The 12,815-nt window shown below is 57.9% G+C and carries 13 protein-coding genes; 7 read left to right on the top strand and 6 right to left on the bottom strand.

Annotated features, from left to right (window positions below; genetic code table 11):
* Positions 1-39: 39 nt before the first annotated feature.
* Both ACM6IT_RS01420 and kynU read right to left on the bottom strand, forming a co-directional pair.
* Positions 40-1,353, bottom strand: a complete 1,314-nt coding sequence (locus ACM6IT_RS01420; RefSeq protein ID WP_056722989.1) for an OprD family porin — start codon at positions 1,351-1,353, stop codon at positions 40-42.
* 102 nt (positions 1,354-1,455) lie between these two features.
* Entirely contained in the window at positions 1,456-2,706 is a 1,251-nt protein-coding gene (gene kynU, locus ACM6IT_RS01415; RefSeq protein WP_414917335.1) for a kynureninase, read from the bottom strand.
* 209 nt (positions 2,707-2,915) lie between these two features.
* On the opposite strand from kynU, the gene ACM6IT_RS01410 reads away from it, so the two are divergent.
* A complete protein-coding gene (locus ACM6IT_RS01410) occupies positions 2,916-3,389 on the top strand; it encodes an Lrp/AsnC family transcriptional regulator (RefSeq protein ID WP_056722993.1) in 474 nt (157 codons plus the stop codon).
* A gap of 15 nt (positions 3,390-3,404) precedes the next feature.
* On the opposite strand, the gene ACM6IT_RS01405 is transcribed toward ACM6IT_RS01410, so the two are convergent.
* A complete protein-coding gene (locus tag ACM6IT_RS01405; RefSeq protein ID WP_414917334.1) occupies positions 3,405-4,418 on the bottom strand; it encodes a helix-turn-helix domain-containing protein in 1,014 nt (337 codons plus the stop codon).
* 457 nt (positions 4,419-4,875) lie between these two features.
* Here ACM6IT_RS01405 and antA point away from each other — a divergent pair, with 457 nt between their 5' ends.
* The 3 genes from antA to antC are packed head-to-tail and all read left to right on the top strand — an operon-like array spanning position 4,876 to position 7,799.
* Positions 4,876-6,267 carry an anthranilate 1,2-dioxygenase large subunit gene (gene antA, locus ACM6IT_RS01400; protein ID WP_414917333.1) on the top strand — a complete coding sequence of 464 codons (1,392 nt, stop codon included), beginning with the start codon at positions 4,876-4,878 and terminating at the stop codon, positions 6,265-6,267.
* Positions 6,267-6,758, top strand: coding sequence for an anthranilate 1,2-dioxygenase small subunit (antB, locus tag ACM6IT_RS01395; RefSeq protein ID WP_056723011.1), 492 nt, complete (start codon positions 6,267-6,269; stop codon positions 6,756-6,758). Before antA ends, antB begins: the two co-directional genes overlap by 1 nt.
* An 18-nt stretch (positions 6,759-6,776) precedes the next feature.
* Positions 6,777-7,799, top strand: coding sequence for an anthranilate 1,2-dioxygenase electron transfer component AntC (gene antC, locus ACM6IT_RS01390; RefSeq protein ID WP_414917332.1), 1,023 nt, complete (start codon positions 6,777-6,779; stop codon positions 7,797-7,799).
* Positions 7,800-7,838: 39 nt separating this feature from the next.
* On the opposite strand, the gene kynB is transcribed toward antC, so the two are convergent.
* The 3 genes from kynB to ACM6IT_RS01375 all read right to left on the bottom strand — a co-directional run bounded on the left by kynB (position 7,839) and on the right by ACM6IT_RS01375 (position 9,784).
* Entirely contained in the window at positions 7,839-8,501 is a 663-nt protein-coding gene (gene kynB, locus ACM6IT_RS01385; protein ID WP_414917331.1) for an arylformamidase, read from the bottom strand.
* A gap of 267 nt (positions 8,502-8,768) precedes the next feature.
* Positions 8,769-9,407 (bottom strand): hypothetical protein, encoded by a 639-nt coding sequence (locus ACM6IT_RS01380; RefSeq protein WP_409079314.1) that lies wholly within the window; start codon positions 9,405-9,407, stop codon positions 8,769-8,771.
* Between the two features lie 53 nt (positions 9,408-9,460).
* Positions 9,461-9,784 (bottom strand): hypothetical protein, encoded by a 324-nt coding sequence (locus ACM6IT_RS01375; RefSeq protein WP_414917352.1) that lies wholly within the window; start codon positions 9,782-9,784, stop codon positions 9,461-9,463.
* A gap of 458 nt (positions 9,785-10,242) precedes the next feature.
* On the opposite strand from ACM6IT_RS01375, the gene ACM6IT_RS01370 reads away from it, so the two are divergent.
* The 3 genes from ACM6IT_RS01370 (at position 10,243) to ACM6IT_RS01360 (ending at position 12,747) form a co-directional block, all read left to right on the top strand.
* The gene (locus ACM6IT_RS01370) at positions 10,243-10,728 is read left to right on the top strand and encodes an adenosine-specific kinase (RefSeq protein WP_223542282.1); all 486 of its coding nucleotides are present in this window, start codon (positions 10,243-10,245) and stop codon (positions 10,726-10,728) included.
* A 322-nt stretch (positions 10,729-11,050) separates the two neighbouring features.
* Positions 11,051-11,860: a glycosyltransferase gene (locus ACM6IT_RS01365; protein ID WP_056723018.1), complete on the top strand. Its 810-nt coding sequence runs from the start codon at positions 11,051-11,053 to the stop codon at positions 11,858-11,860.
* Positions 11,861-11,943: 83 nt separating this feature from the next.
* Positions 11,944-12,747, top strand: coding sequence for a 2OG-Fe(II) oxygenase (locus tag ACM6IT_RS01360; RefSeq protein WP_056723021.1), 804 nt, complete (start codon positions 11,944-11,946; stop codon positions 12,745-12,747).
* Positions 12,748-12,815: the final 68 nt, after the last annotated feature.

Here is a 12,815-nt window from a genome sequence, read left to right as displayed (position 1 = left end):
TTTAACAGTGGGGATCAGCCACGCACAGCAGGACACGGATCAGAAAATACTCAGTGGATACTCGATGATCACCCGGACTTCGTTGTTGTCCGTGGTATCGGCGCGGGCGACCTGCGCGGTGGAACGCACACTGGCCTGACGCACGCGGATTGAAAGGTCCCGGGCCTTGCCCGACTGCACGACATAGCGCGCCTCGATGTCGCGCTCCCAGCGCTTGCCGTCATCGCCGTATCGTCCGTAGGCGCCATTGGGGCCACCGTCATAATGGCTGTCATCGATGTGGTCACCACTGACGTAGCGGGACATGAAGCTCAGGCCCGGCACGCCGAAAGGCGCCATGTCCAGGTCATAACGCAGTTGCCAGGAGCGTTCGTTGGGGGCGTTGAAGTCGAGGACCTGAATCGAGTTGGCGAGGAAAATCGAGGTACCCGGTTGCTGATCGAACCCCAGGTAATCGAACGGCTCGTCGCCATCGACCCGCTGGTACGCCAGGGTCAACCGATGGGCACCGAACCTGTACGCGGTGGACAGCGACCAGGTGGTGTTGTCGATCCTGCCGGCCAGGCTCTGGCCGCTGTCGTTGGTGCGGTAGATGTTGAAATCCAGGTTCAGCGACTGGCCTTCACCAAGGGCATGGGTGTAGTTGGCGTTGCCGTAGTACTGGCGCCAGATGTCGGTGAACTGCGAACCGTAGAGGCTGACACTCAGTTGATCGCTCAGGGCGTAGCTGCCGCCCAGATAATCGACACTGCGGGTTTCCACGCCGGCGTACAGCGCTTTGAGCGCGCCATTGGCATTGGTCGAATTACTGTCGTTGCCGGCGGTGAAATGACCGATGTCCAGTTGCAACGCCTTGAGTTCATTGCTGGTCAGTTGAAAGCCGGTGGCACTGCTGGTGAACAGTCGCGCATTGCCGGTGCCGAACACCGGGTTGAGCGGCGTCAGGTTGCCGTACTTGAGTTCGGTCCGGGAAATCCGCGCCTTCACCGCGCCACCCGCTTCGGAGTACTCATCCTCGGGGCGACCATCGGCATCGACCGGCAGCAAACCCGTACCCGTGCGTCCCTTGCCACTGTCGAGCTTGAGGCCCAACTGCGCGTAGGCATCGACCCCGAAACCCACCGTTCCCTGGGTGTAGCCGGAGCGATAATCGAGCATGATCCCGTGGGCCCACTCATCCCGATAGTTCTGCCCGCCCGGGTTGTTGAGGTTATTGCGGTAGAAATAGAAGTTACGGTTAGTCAGGGTCAGGCTGCTGTCTTCGACAAATCCGTTGTCGGAGGCGGCACAGGCCATTTGGCCAAGGCAACTGGAGATGGCGAGCGGCAAGGCGGGCCAGAGGGACAGTTTCATTCTGCGTGCTCCTTATTATTGTGATTGCAGAACTGGTTATTGCCGGCGGCCGAAGCCCTGCCGCAGAGAAACTCCTGCGGCAGGAATCGGATGTCGGAGGGTTCAGGTCACGCTGTGGCGAACCTGGAATTGCGCTTGTGACCAAGTGTTCCGGTCGAGGATCTCGCCGAGGATTTGTACCGCATCCCAGACTTCGGTGAAGGTCGTGTACAGCGGGGTGAAACCGAAACGCATGATGCGCGGTTCACGGTAGTCACCAATCACGCCCCGCTCGATCAGGGCCTGGATCACCGCATAACCTTGCGGATGTTCGAAGCTGACGTGGCTGCCACGCCTGGCGTGCTCACGGGGTGTGATCAACTTCAGTTCGTGGGCCGCGCAACGCTGCTCGACCAATTCGATGAACAGGTCCGTCAGGGCCAGGGATTTGCGGCGCAAGCTGGCCATGTCGGTCTGGGCGAACACATCCAGGCCGCACTCGACCATCGCCAATGAGGTAATCGGCTGGGTGCCGCACAGGTAGCGGGCGATACCGCTGCTCGGCTCGTAATGCGACTCCATAGCGAACTGCCGTGAATGGCCGAACCAGCCGGACAACGGCTGCGGCACCAGATCGCACAACCGCGGCGAAACCCAGACAAAGGCCTGGGAGCCCGGCCCGCCATTGAGGTACTTGTAGGTGCAGCCGATGGCGTAGTCGGCACCCGCCTGGTGCAGATCAACCGGCACCGCGCCAGCGGAATGGGCCAGGTCCCAGATGGCCAGCGCACCACATTCGTGGGTCAGCGCGGTCAGGGCCTGCATGTCGTGCATATAGCCGGTCTTGTAATTGACGTGGGTGAGCATGACCACCGCCGTGTCCTGGTCAATCGCATGCGGCAACACTTCAGGACTGTCGACCAGGCGCAGGGTGTAACCCTGTTGCAGCATCTGCGCGAGGCCTTCGGCGATATACAGGTCGGTGGGGAAGTTGCTCGATTCGCTGACGATCACTCGCCGCTGCGGCGACCTGGTGGCCTGTACGCGCAAGGCAGCGCTCAGCACTTTGAACAGGTTGATCGAGGTGGTATCGGTCACCACCACTTCACCCTCCCCCGCGCCGATCAGACCCGCCAGGCGATTGCCCAAACGCTCGGACAGCTCGCGCCAACCGGCGCTGTTCCAGCTGCGAATCAAGCCATTGCCCCATTCCTCGGCGACCACCGCTTGCGCCCGCGCCAATGCAGCGACCGGCCGTGCGCCCAGGGAGTTGCCATCGAGATAAATAACGCCCTCGGGGAGCGCAAACTGCTGGCGCAAAGGGGCCAGAGCGTCCTGGGCATCAAGCGCCAGGCAACTGTTTCTTGTCGTCATCGGGTGTCCTGTTTTTTGTTATGCGACGCCATCCGGGCAGGTTGCATCAGCCGGTTCCGGCGCCCTGAATAAAGGCGATTCGCTTGCCTTTCGGTGGAGAGATAATGAACGAACCTTTGAAGAATTTTCGTGCAAAGTAACCGGCCATGTAGTAGTTATTTCGCAGAATATTCGAATCAAGCCCCAATAAACGCGGATTTATTCAAACCATGAATCTCGACTCGACAGACCTGCGGATCCTGCATCAATTGCAACAGGATGGCCGTATCAGCAATCAGGAATTGGCAGAGAAAGTCGCCCTGTCACCCTCGGCTTGCCTGCGACGTTTACGCCTGCTGGAAAGCGAGGGAATCATCACCGGCTATCGCGCGGTGCTGAATGCCGAGCGGCTGGGCATTGAGCTGGAAGCGATCGTCCATGTGTCGTTGCGACAGGACGTGGAGGACTGGCACGAGACCTTCATCAAGAAGGTTCAGCAGTGGCCGGAGGTGGTCACCGCGTATGTCATTACCGGGGCGAGCAACTATGTGTTGCGGGTCCAGGCCCGCAACCTCAAGCACTTCTCGGATTTCATCGTCAATCACCTCAACCGCACCGCCGGCGTCACCGACATACGTTCGGAAATCGTCCTGCAAAAAATCAAGGAGCGCGAGCAGTTGCTTGATCTGGTGTTACGCAAGTAAGGCCGGGGGGGGCCGTCAAAGTCCCTGCTGGCGTCGGGCTTCGTTGCGCTGCAAGGTCATGCTCGGGGTTTCGTCGAACAGCTTGCGGTACTCGGTGGAAAAACGCCCCAGGTGTATGAAGCCCCAGCCCATGGCGATCCCGGAAATACTACGCACCGTGCCGTGCTCGAGGATCTCCTGGCGCACGGCGTTCAAGCGATACTTTTTCAGGTAGGCCATCGGCGACAGGGCGAAGTATTTCTTGAACGCGTCGAACAACTTGAAGCGCGAAACGCCGGCCGCGGCTTCGATGTCCTCCAGATGCAACGCTTCCCGGGCGTTGTCGTGGATGTATTGCCGGGCCCTGACCAGGTAGTGCGGCAACTTCACCCCCAGCGCGTCCCGCAGTTCTTGTGAGTAGTTGTTTGGCTGGGCCAGGATCAAACCTTTGATCAGCGAGCTTTCAATGTCCCGGGTGAAAGCCACCTGCTCGAAGAGTTCACTGCTGCGCTCCATCTCGTCGATGAAATAACGCGCCATGCGCCACCACGACGCCGATGGCCCATCGATCGCATCCATCACCGGTTCGAAGCGCAGCGGCGCATCCAGGGGTCGCTGCAACATCCCCTCCAGCGCCTCGCTCATCGCCACTCGGGTAATCACCACCTGGACCTTGCGACAGTCACCGGAAATCGCCAGCAGCTGGTTTTCATTGGGGGAAATGATGACCCCTTGATCGCGGTCCGACCTGACCACGCTGCCATCCTTGCTCAGCTCCTGTTCACCCACCAATGGCAAGCTCAGGCTGTAACTGCTGAAGTGCTCGGCGTCTTCGATATCGATGGTGACATCGGTTCCGTATTCGATGGTGCCCAGGGTGGTGGCCATCGACTTGAACATGTTGGCGTTGTGATGAAAGCGAATCCGTTCGGGGTTCGCGCTCACCAGCCGATGGGGACCGCAAATACCGGACATCCAGCTTCTGGCGGCCTCCAGGTCATCACTGTCGACACGAATGTCGCGAAATTGCGGATCGACGTTGTTGCTCATCAAGGTGCACTCAAGGTTTTTTTCAGCGCGCTCTGACGGCGCGTATACGGTTTGCAAAGGCAAGTTCCAAGCCACTAGAAGACGGCGCTGACCCAGTGGATAGCAATCGCCAATTAAGTGGATAACACGACTATCAAATCGCATTCGCGGCCTCGCAAAACAGTACCTGATTGCTGCAGACAAGTTCAGCCGTCCATCGCTTGATGCGTGGTTTGGGTAGTTGCTGCCCAGCCCATCACACGCTGTTGTTACCCGGCGCGCGCGCGATCGCCAGCATCGCAGCCTGCGGCAGCTCCTACAATTACACGCGTCCGATGTAGGAGCTGCCGAAGGCTGCGATCTTTTGGGAACCCACCAATTTTACGGACTGCCTTCGCCCACAAAGCGGATAGACCCAGGCACACCCCACTCCCTCTAATGACGTACCGATTAGCCCCAATAAAAACAGGTACACCTCATGAGTGGCGAAAGAAACGTCGAGCAATGGAAAACGTTCATCGAAAGCTGCCTGGACTTCCGCCCCGTAGAAGGCGTATTCCGCATCGCCCGGGACATGTTCACCGAGCCGCAGTTGTTCGATCTGGAAATGGAGATGATCTTCGAGAAGAACTGGATCTACGCCTGCCACGAAAGCGAACTGGCCAACAACCACGACTTCGTGACTATGCGCGCCGGCCGCCAGCCGATGATCATCACCCGTGACGGTGACGGTCAGCTCAATGCACTGATCAACGCCTGCCAGCATCGCGGCACGACGCTGACCCGCGTCGGCAAGGGCAACCAGTCGACCTTCACCTGCCCCTTCCATGCCTGGTGCTACAAAAGCGATGGCCGCCTGGTCAAGGTCAAGGCGCCGGGCGAGTACCCGGAAGGCTTCGACAAAGCCACCCGCGGCCTGAAAAAGGCGCGTATCCAGAGCTACAAGGGATTCGTCTTCATCAGCCTTGATGTGCAGGCCGACAACAGCCTGGAAGACTTCCTCGGCGATGCCAAAGTGTTCTTTGACATGATGGTCGCCCAGTCGCCGACCGGTGAGCTGGAAGTGCTGCCCGGCAAGTCGGCGTACACCTACGACGGCAACTGGAAACTGCAGAACGAAAACGGCCTCGACGGTTATCACGTCAGCACAGTGCACTACAACTACGTGGCCACGGTGCAGCATCGCCAGCAGGTCAACAGCGAGAACGGCACCGCCGCCAGCGGCACCCTCGACTACAGCAAGCTCGGCGCCGGCGACGCCAATACCGATGATGGCTGGTTCGCGTTCGATAACGGACACAGCCTGCTGTTCAGCGACATGCCAAACCCGTCGGTACGCTCCGGCTACGCGACCATCATGCCGCGACTGATCGAAGAACACGGCCAGCAAAAGGCCGAGTGGATGATGCATCGCCTGCGCAACCTGAACATCTATCCGAGCCTGTTTTTCCTCGATCAGATCAGCTCGCAATTGCGCATCATCCGCCCGGTGGCGTGGAACAAGACCGAAATCATCAGCCAGTGCCTGGGGGTCAAGAACGAGTCGGACGCCGACCGCGAAAACCGCATTCGCCAGTTCGAGGATTTCTTCAACGTCTCGGGCCTGGGCACACCGGATGACCTGGTGGAGTTCCGTGAAGCCCAGCGTGGTTTCCAGGCACGCCTGGAGCGCTGGAGCGACATATCCCGCGGCAGTCACCGCTGGGCCAGCGGCGCCACGCCCAACAGCGAGGCGATCGGCATTGCCCCGGCCATGACCGGCACTGAATTCACCCACGAAGGGCTGTACGTCAACCAGCACAGCAACTGGCAGAAATTCCTGCTGGACGGTCTGGACGCCAAATCCCTGAAACTCCGTGAGGTGCAATGATGAATGCGCAATTGCAGTACCAGATCGAACAGTTTTTCTATCGTAAATCCGAACTGTGCGACGCCCAGGACTGGGATGCCTACCTCCAGCTGTTTGCCGGACACAGCGAGTTCCACTTGCCGCAATGGGACTCCGAACACGTCTACACCCGTGACCCCAAGCGCGAAATGTCGCTGATCTACTACCCCAACCGTTCAGGCCTGGAAGACCGTGTGTTCCGCCTGCGTACGGGCAAGTCCGCGTCCTCGACGCCGATGCCGCGCACCCTGCATCAGATCAGCAACGTGCGAATCGGCGAGCTTGCAAATGGCGAGCTGGAGGTGCGCCTGAACTGGCACACGCTGTACTACCGCCTGGCCACGGCCGAGCAGTTTTTCGGCCGCGCGACCTATCACCTCAAGCCCCACGCCGATAGCTGGCTGATCACCCGCAAGCATGTGTTGCTGCTCAACGACACCATCAACTCGGTACTCGACTTCTACCACCTGTGAATCCAAGGAGACCGGGGCATGAACCATAAGGTCGCGTTCAGCTTTGCCGACGGCAAAACGCTGTTCTTTCCCGTACAACCCAACGAAATCCTGCTCGACGCTGCCTTGCGCAATGGCATCAACATTCCCCTGGATTGCCGCGAAGGTGTCTGCGGAACCTGCCAGGGGCGATGCGAATCAGGCGACTACAGCCAGGACTATGTGGATGAGGAAGCCCTCTCCAGCCAGGACCTGCAACAACGCAAAATGCTCACCTGCCAGACACGGGTCAAATCCGACGCGGCGTTCTACTTCGACTTCGCGTCCAGCCTGTGCAACGCCGCCGGCCCCGATCAACTCAGGGCAACAGTCACCGATGTCAAACAGGTCTCGGCCAGCACGGCGATCCTGCATCTGAACCTGGGCAATGCGGGGCAATCGCTGGATTACCTGCCCGGACAGTACGCCCGGCTGTTGATTCCGGGAACCGAAAACAAGCGCTCCTACTCGTTCGCCAATCGGCCGAGCGCCAGCAATGAGCTGCAGTTTCTGATTCGCCTGCTTCCCGATGGCGTAATGAGCAACTACATCCGCGAACGCTGCCAGGTGGGGGACGAAATTGCCCTGGAGGCACCGCTGGGGGCGTTTTATCTGCGACACGTCGCCAGGCCGTTGATCCTGGTGGCCGGTGGCACCGGTCTTTCGGCATTGCTGGGCATGCTCGACGAACTCGCCGAACGCGGCTGCGAGCAACCCGTGCACTTGTACTACGGCGTGCGCGATGCGGCCGATTTGTGCGAACAGGCGCGTATCCAGGCGTATGAACAACGCATCCCTGGGTTTCGCTACACCGAGGTGGTCAGCGAACCGTCGCCGCACTGGACCGGCAAGCGCGGCTACATCGCCGAACACTTCGACGTCGCGGAACTGCGCGATGGCCAGGTCGATATGTACGTCTGTGGGCCGCCGCCGATGGTGGAGTCGATCAAGACCTGGCTGCTGGCACAGGCACTGGACAGCGTGCAGCTGTACTACGAGAAATTCACCGAGAGTAATGCCTGACACCGCTCACCCGAAGGGGGCGCCAGGCTGGCGCCCCCTTCAGATCTGTTGAATGGGTTGTGAAGTACTCAACGGCCGCAAAATCGCCCTGACCGGACTGGCATCCAGATGAGCGAACCGCAGCGGCAAGGCGATCAGTTCATAATCGCCCTCCGGGACCTCGTCCAGCACGATGCCTTCCAGGATCGCCATGTGATGGCGGGCCACGGCGCCGTGGGAGTCCATGGTCCTGGATTGCTGCGGGTCCAGTGACGGCGTATCGATGCCGATCAAGCGCACGCCAAGGCTCGCCAGCAGGTCGATGGTTTCCTTGGCAACCGCCGTGAAATTCGAATCCCAGGTCGTCAGCGGTGCCTGTCGATAGGTTCGCAGCAGCACACGCTCGGGCACATTGTGCAAACGCCCTTCCAGTTGCCCCGGCTGCACCAGCTCGCCGCTGTCCAGACAATGCAAAACGCGGCAAGGCCCGATATAGACGTCCAACCCGACCTCGCCAATCGCCGCGCCGTCGGCGCTGTAATGCAGCGGTGCATCGACGTGGGCGCCGGTATGGGGCGACAGGGTGATGCGTCCGACATTCACCGGACACTCGGGACCGTAGGTCCAGACACGCTCCTCCTGGAAGGGCGTGTCACCCGGCCAGGTCGGTGTCTCGCTACTCAAGGGTGGACTGATGTCCCACAACGCTGTGTTTTTTGTCATCGCCATGCTCACGGTGGTTTCCGGGAGAAATGATACGAGCGACAGGCGTGAAGTTTCGTGCAAAAAACCCGGAGCAACGCACAGGATTTCGCATAAACCACTATGAATGAGCGGTATTGCGGCAGGAAATTTCAAAGACACGAAGTCGAAAAAAGTCGCAAGCCCCGTGATTCTTCAGGGCTTGCGACGCTTTGACGATACGTCCCTCAAACGCCCGGGACGTAATCTACGGGTATGCCCGTGGTGTTCGCCATCGAACGTGCGGGCCTAGTTCTCTACCTCAACCGTGTCGAAATCCGGCGCGTCCGGGGCATCCGGCGCATCCGCTACATCCTCTCTGGCCGCCTTCGCCTTGGCTTTGTCAGCCTCTTTGACTGCCTTGTCAGCCTCTTTGACTGCTTTGTCAGCCTCTCTGGCTACGTTCGCCTTGGCCTTGGCTGCGTCCCTGGCAGCATCTGCGTCGGCCTTGGCTGCGTCTCTGGCAGCATCCGCGTCGGCCTTGGCGGCGTCACGGGCTGCATCCGCGGCGGCACGTGCAGCGTCTCTGGCTGCATCTGCATCTGCGCGCGGTACGCCAGCAGCTCGTGCGGCATCCCGGGCGGCATCCGCCTCAGCTCTGGCGGCGTCCCGGGCTGCATCTGCATCAGCCTTGGCCGCGTCCCGAGCTGCGTCTGCATCAGCCTTGGCCGCGTCTCTGGCTACATCAGCGTCATTTCTGGCAACGCCCCTGTCTTCCGCGGCTTCCCTGGCAGCGTCCCTGGCGTCTTCCGCGGCTTCCCTTGCAGCGTCACCGGCGTCTTCTGCAGCTTCTCTGGCTGCATCTGCGGCGTTATCCGCGTCGTTGTCATCATCGTTGTCACGCGCGTCTTTGTCTTTTGCTTTGCCTGGGCCTCTGTTTCCGGCCATTCCACCATGGTCATCGTCGTTGTCATGCGCTTTGCCCGGGCCTTTGTTCCCGGCTACACCACCATGGTCAGCGTCGCCGCGCCCCGGACCTCCACGACCGTCACCGTCATGGCCTGTTGCACCATGACCGCCACCCTCTCCTCCATGGCCGCCGCCGTCGCCACCGTGACCACCGCCTCCAGAACCTCCACTACCGGAGCCACCGCCACCGTGGCCGCCTCCGCCGCCGTCACCACCGTGACCGCCGCCTCCGGAACCACCGCCACCACCGGAGCCACCGCCACCACCGTGACCACCCCCGCCGGAACCGCCGCCACCGCCGTGACCGCCACCGCCTCCGCCGCTACCACCACCGCCGCTGCCGCCATCTTTGGCATACACGCTGGAGAAACTACTGATGTAATCGGGCACCAGGACAGTCGATGCCGACAGGACCCCGCCTATTGCCAGAGCCAACAAACATTTCTTGAGCAGCATGATGCACCTCCGTTTGGAGTTGCGTTTTCACCTCCGTATCGAACGCAATGTCCAGTGAGTTCCCGGCCGCCCATTGGAGCGGCCCGCCAACCGGCACGGCCATAAATCTGCAGCAACAATGAACCACTGCGGTTTCCGTACGATCCCTCGGAGCCAGCTGGAATCTTTGCGTGGGAAATATTCCCACATCACTTAGATTAGCCCTGTCAGCCCAAGTGTCAACGACCGGGTATCCGGTCCGGGGCATTCGTTGAGCAGTCGGCCAAAAGCAGAAAGAGGACGCGGCAATAGCAAATGAGTGGCTATGCTTGGTTTGTTGCCAGGCTCTCCTGGCAACCCGTGAAAGGAGGCGTTTGAAATGCAACTCATCACGTTGAAAATCGAAAAGCCGGATGTGACGAACTTCATTCTGGGACAGACGCACTTCATCAAGTCCGTCGAGGACATCCACGAAGCGCTGGTCAATACCGTGCCAGGGATCCAGTTTGGCATGGCCTTTTGTGAAGCCTCCGGCAAATGCCTGGTGCGATGGTCCGGCACCGATAACTCAATGATTGAACTTGCACAAAAGAATGCGAAAGCCATCGCCGCAGGCCATAGCTTCATCATTTTCCTGGGCGACGGTTTCTATCCGTTGAACGTGTTGAACACCATCAAAATGGTTCCGGAGGTATGCCGTATTTTTTGTGCAACAGCCAATCCAACCGAAGTGATCCTCGCTGAAACGCAGCAAGGGCGAGCAATCCTGGGCGTAGTGGATGGCTTTTGTGCCAACGACATCGAAGGCGATGAAGACATCCTGTGGCGCAAGAACTTGCTGCGCCAGATTGGCTACAAGCAGTGAGTTGCAGAACGAGCCCCACCCACGCTCAACCGGCGCATGGTATTCGGCGCATGACGCCCTGTTTGGGAAGCTGGCCTGAGCAGCCCCCTGATGTAACGAATCAAGTCAAAATGTTTACCTGCAGGGCAGATCCTTATACGATGAAGTCCGTTTCTACTGCTCTCCATCGGGCCTGAGCAGTCCGTGGTTACTATGCATGAGAAAGCGACTTAACAAATTGTGCTCTAAGGCCATGCAAGATTTTGCGCGGCAAACAAGCAAAAAACGTATAAAAGTTCATTCATTCATACAGTCAAATAAAATAACATTGAGCACCTGAACGATGAACAACCCTGATTTACTGACTGAAAGCCCCAAAGCCTTCAGCATAGTTATAGTAAATTACAAAACACCAGAAATCACCAAGATATGCCTGGACTTATTACACCAGCATTTTGGCAGCAACAGCGTTCCAGTATGGGTAGTTGATAACTATTCCGCCGACGAGAGCACTGAGTATTTACGAACTCTTGACTGGATCAACTTGATCGAGCGCTCTATTTCCGAACCAGAAGCGGGACATATTGCGCATGGCAAGGCACTTGACCTTGTCTTGGAGCGAATAGACACCGATTATTTATTCCTGATGCACACCGATACATTTGTTTTCGACAAAAATGTATTTTCGATGATGCTGAATAAATGCCTGAAAAATCCAAACGTCGTGGCCGTCGGTTGTGTCGAGCAAATAAACCGCGGCACCATGAGAACTGCGTGGCGCTTTAGCTCACGACTATTCAAGCATCACTTCAGACGCCTGAAAATCTCCATGGGATTGCGTTCAAGAGAACCAAAGCCGTACAAAGAAGTCTATTTGAAAAGCTTCTGCACATTGTGGAACTGCAAACTTGTAAAACAGCACAACATGCACTTTTCGATGGATGATCGCGTGCCTGGCTATACTCTTCAGGACCGCATGACCGCGCTGGGTTATATCGTAGAGATGATATCGCCGCGTAAAATCTTCAGTTATCTGGATCACATTCAGGCCGGCACTGTTGCAGCGGCTGGTGGTTATGATAAAACTCATAGACGAACCAAAATGTACAACAACATCCTTAAGCGTCTGAACAAGGATGACAGAACAAATTAAGCTACGAACAGACGCAACGAGCAGTGCATTCAACATTGCTCCAAGTCACCCAAAAGTCTTTATATCAAGTTACTGGAGCGGTAATGGCACCCATCACTCAAGCACTACCTATCACCCTGTCCCCGGAGCTTGATTTCGACCAAAATGCCGCCAGCGCCCTTGGTGCCTCGTTGACCGACCGCTATGTTCAGGCTACGCCATTTCCGCACATAGTCATCGATAACTTCTTGCACGAAGACCTGATTGCGAGCATCTGCTCGCACTTCCCGGTCGAACCAACCAACAATGAAATGCTCTACGAGCGCGGCTATAAAGGTCAACGCAAACGTCAAATCAGTCCCAACGAATGTGACCCTTTTTTGAAGACTGTTTTCAATGCGTTTAACTCGGCCCCCATGTTGCAGTTTCTTGAAAAGCTCACAGGCATCGAAGGACTGATACCTGACCCCTACTTTAGCGGTGGTGGCCTGCACGAAACGAAAAGCGGTGGTTTCCTGGGGGTACACTCGGACTTCCGGCTCAACAAAAAACTTAATGTCGAGCGCAGACTGAATATCATCATTTATCTGAATGAAGACTGGCAGGAGGAATACGGCGGCAACCTGGAACTTTGGGATGTCGGCATGAAGAACTGCCTTAAAAAAGTCCTGCCCATTTACAATCGCTGCGTCATTTTCAACACAGACAAAGACAGTAATCATGGGCACCCGGAGCCTTTAACGACTCCAGAGCACATTACCCGCAGGTCTATCGCGCTTTATTACTATACCGCGGGAACCATGGCGATCGATCCGGCACAAAGAAACAAGACCCACTACAAACCAAGGCCCAAGGATCGTTTAAGCCTGAAGTACTACATTAATAAACTGATCAGGAAGAAAAACTGAACTGCAAAATGTCCGGGAGCGGACAATGACGTCATACCGCTGACCAGCAGGAACTGTCCCGGTATGCC

It is taken from the genome of Pseudomonas sp. IT-P4 (assembly GCF_949767755.1).
Classification (GTDB): Bacteria; Pseudomonadota; Gammaproteobacteria; order Pseudomonadales; family Pseudomonadaceae; genus Aquipseudomonas; species Aquipseudomonas monachiensis.
Note: the sequence above shows the minus strand (reverse complement) of the source record. Positions and strands in the feature narration are given on the sequence as shown.

What these genes read in the sequence shown, in the direction of transcription:
- ACM6IT_RS01365 (WP_056723018.1), top strand. Translation starts at nt 11,051, where the DNA reads ATGAACAACCCTGATTTACTGACTGAAAGCCCCAAAGCCTTCAGCATA.
- ACM6IT_RS01380 (WP_409079314.1), bottom strand. Translation starts at nt 9,407, where the DNA reads ATGGCCGGAAACAGAGGCCCAGGCAAAGCAAAAGACAAAGACGCGCGT.
- antC (WP_414917332.1), top strand. Translation starts at nt 6,777, where the DNA reads ATGAACCATAAGGTCGCGTTCAGCTTTGCCGACGGCAAAACGCTGTTC.
- antA (WP_414917333.1), top strand. Translation starts at nt 4,876, where the DNA reads ATGAGTGGCGAAAGAAACGTCGAGCAATGGAAAACGTTCATCGAAAGC.
- kynU (WP_414917335.1), bottom strand. Translation starts at nt 2,706, where the DNA reads ATGACGACAAGAAACAGTTGCCTGGCGCTTGATGCCCAGGACGCTCTG.
- ACM6IT_RS01420 (WP_056722989.1), bottom strand. Translation starts at nt 1,353, where the DNA reads ATGAAACTGTCCCTCTGGCCCGCCTTGCCGCTCGCCATCTCCAGTTGC.
- ACM6IT_RS01405 (WP_414917334.1), bottom strand. Translation starts at nt 4,418, where the DNA reads ATGAGCAACAACGTCGATCCGCAATTTCGCGACATTCGTGTCGACAGT.
- ACM6IT_RS01370 (WP_223542282.1), top strand. Translation starts at nt 10,243, where the DNA reads ATGCAACTCATCACGTTGAAAATCGAAAAGCCGGATGTGACGAACTTC.
- kynB (WP_414917331.1), bottom strand. Translation starts at nt 8,501, where the DNA reads ATGACAAAAAACACAGCGTTGTGGGACATCAGTCCACCCTTGAGTAGC.
- ACM6IT_RS01360 (WP_056723021.1), top strand. Translation starts at nt 11,944, where the DNA reads ATGGCACCCATCACTCAAGCACTACCTATCACCCTGTCCCCGGAGCTT.
- ACM6IT_RS01375 (WP_414917352.1), bottom strand. Translation starts at nt 9,784, where the DNA reads ATGCCAAAGATGGCGGCAGCGGCGGTGGTGGTAGCGGCGGAGGCGGTG.
- antB (WP_056723011.1), top strand. Translation starts at nt 6,267, where the DNA reads ATGAATGCGCAATTGCAGTACCAGATCGAACAGTTTTTCTATCGTAAA.
- ACM6IT_RS01410 (WP_056722993.1), top strand. Translation starts at nt 2,916, where the DNA reads ATGAATCTCGACTCGACAGACCTGCGGATCCTGCATCAATTGCAACAG.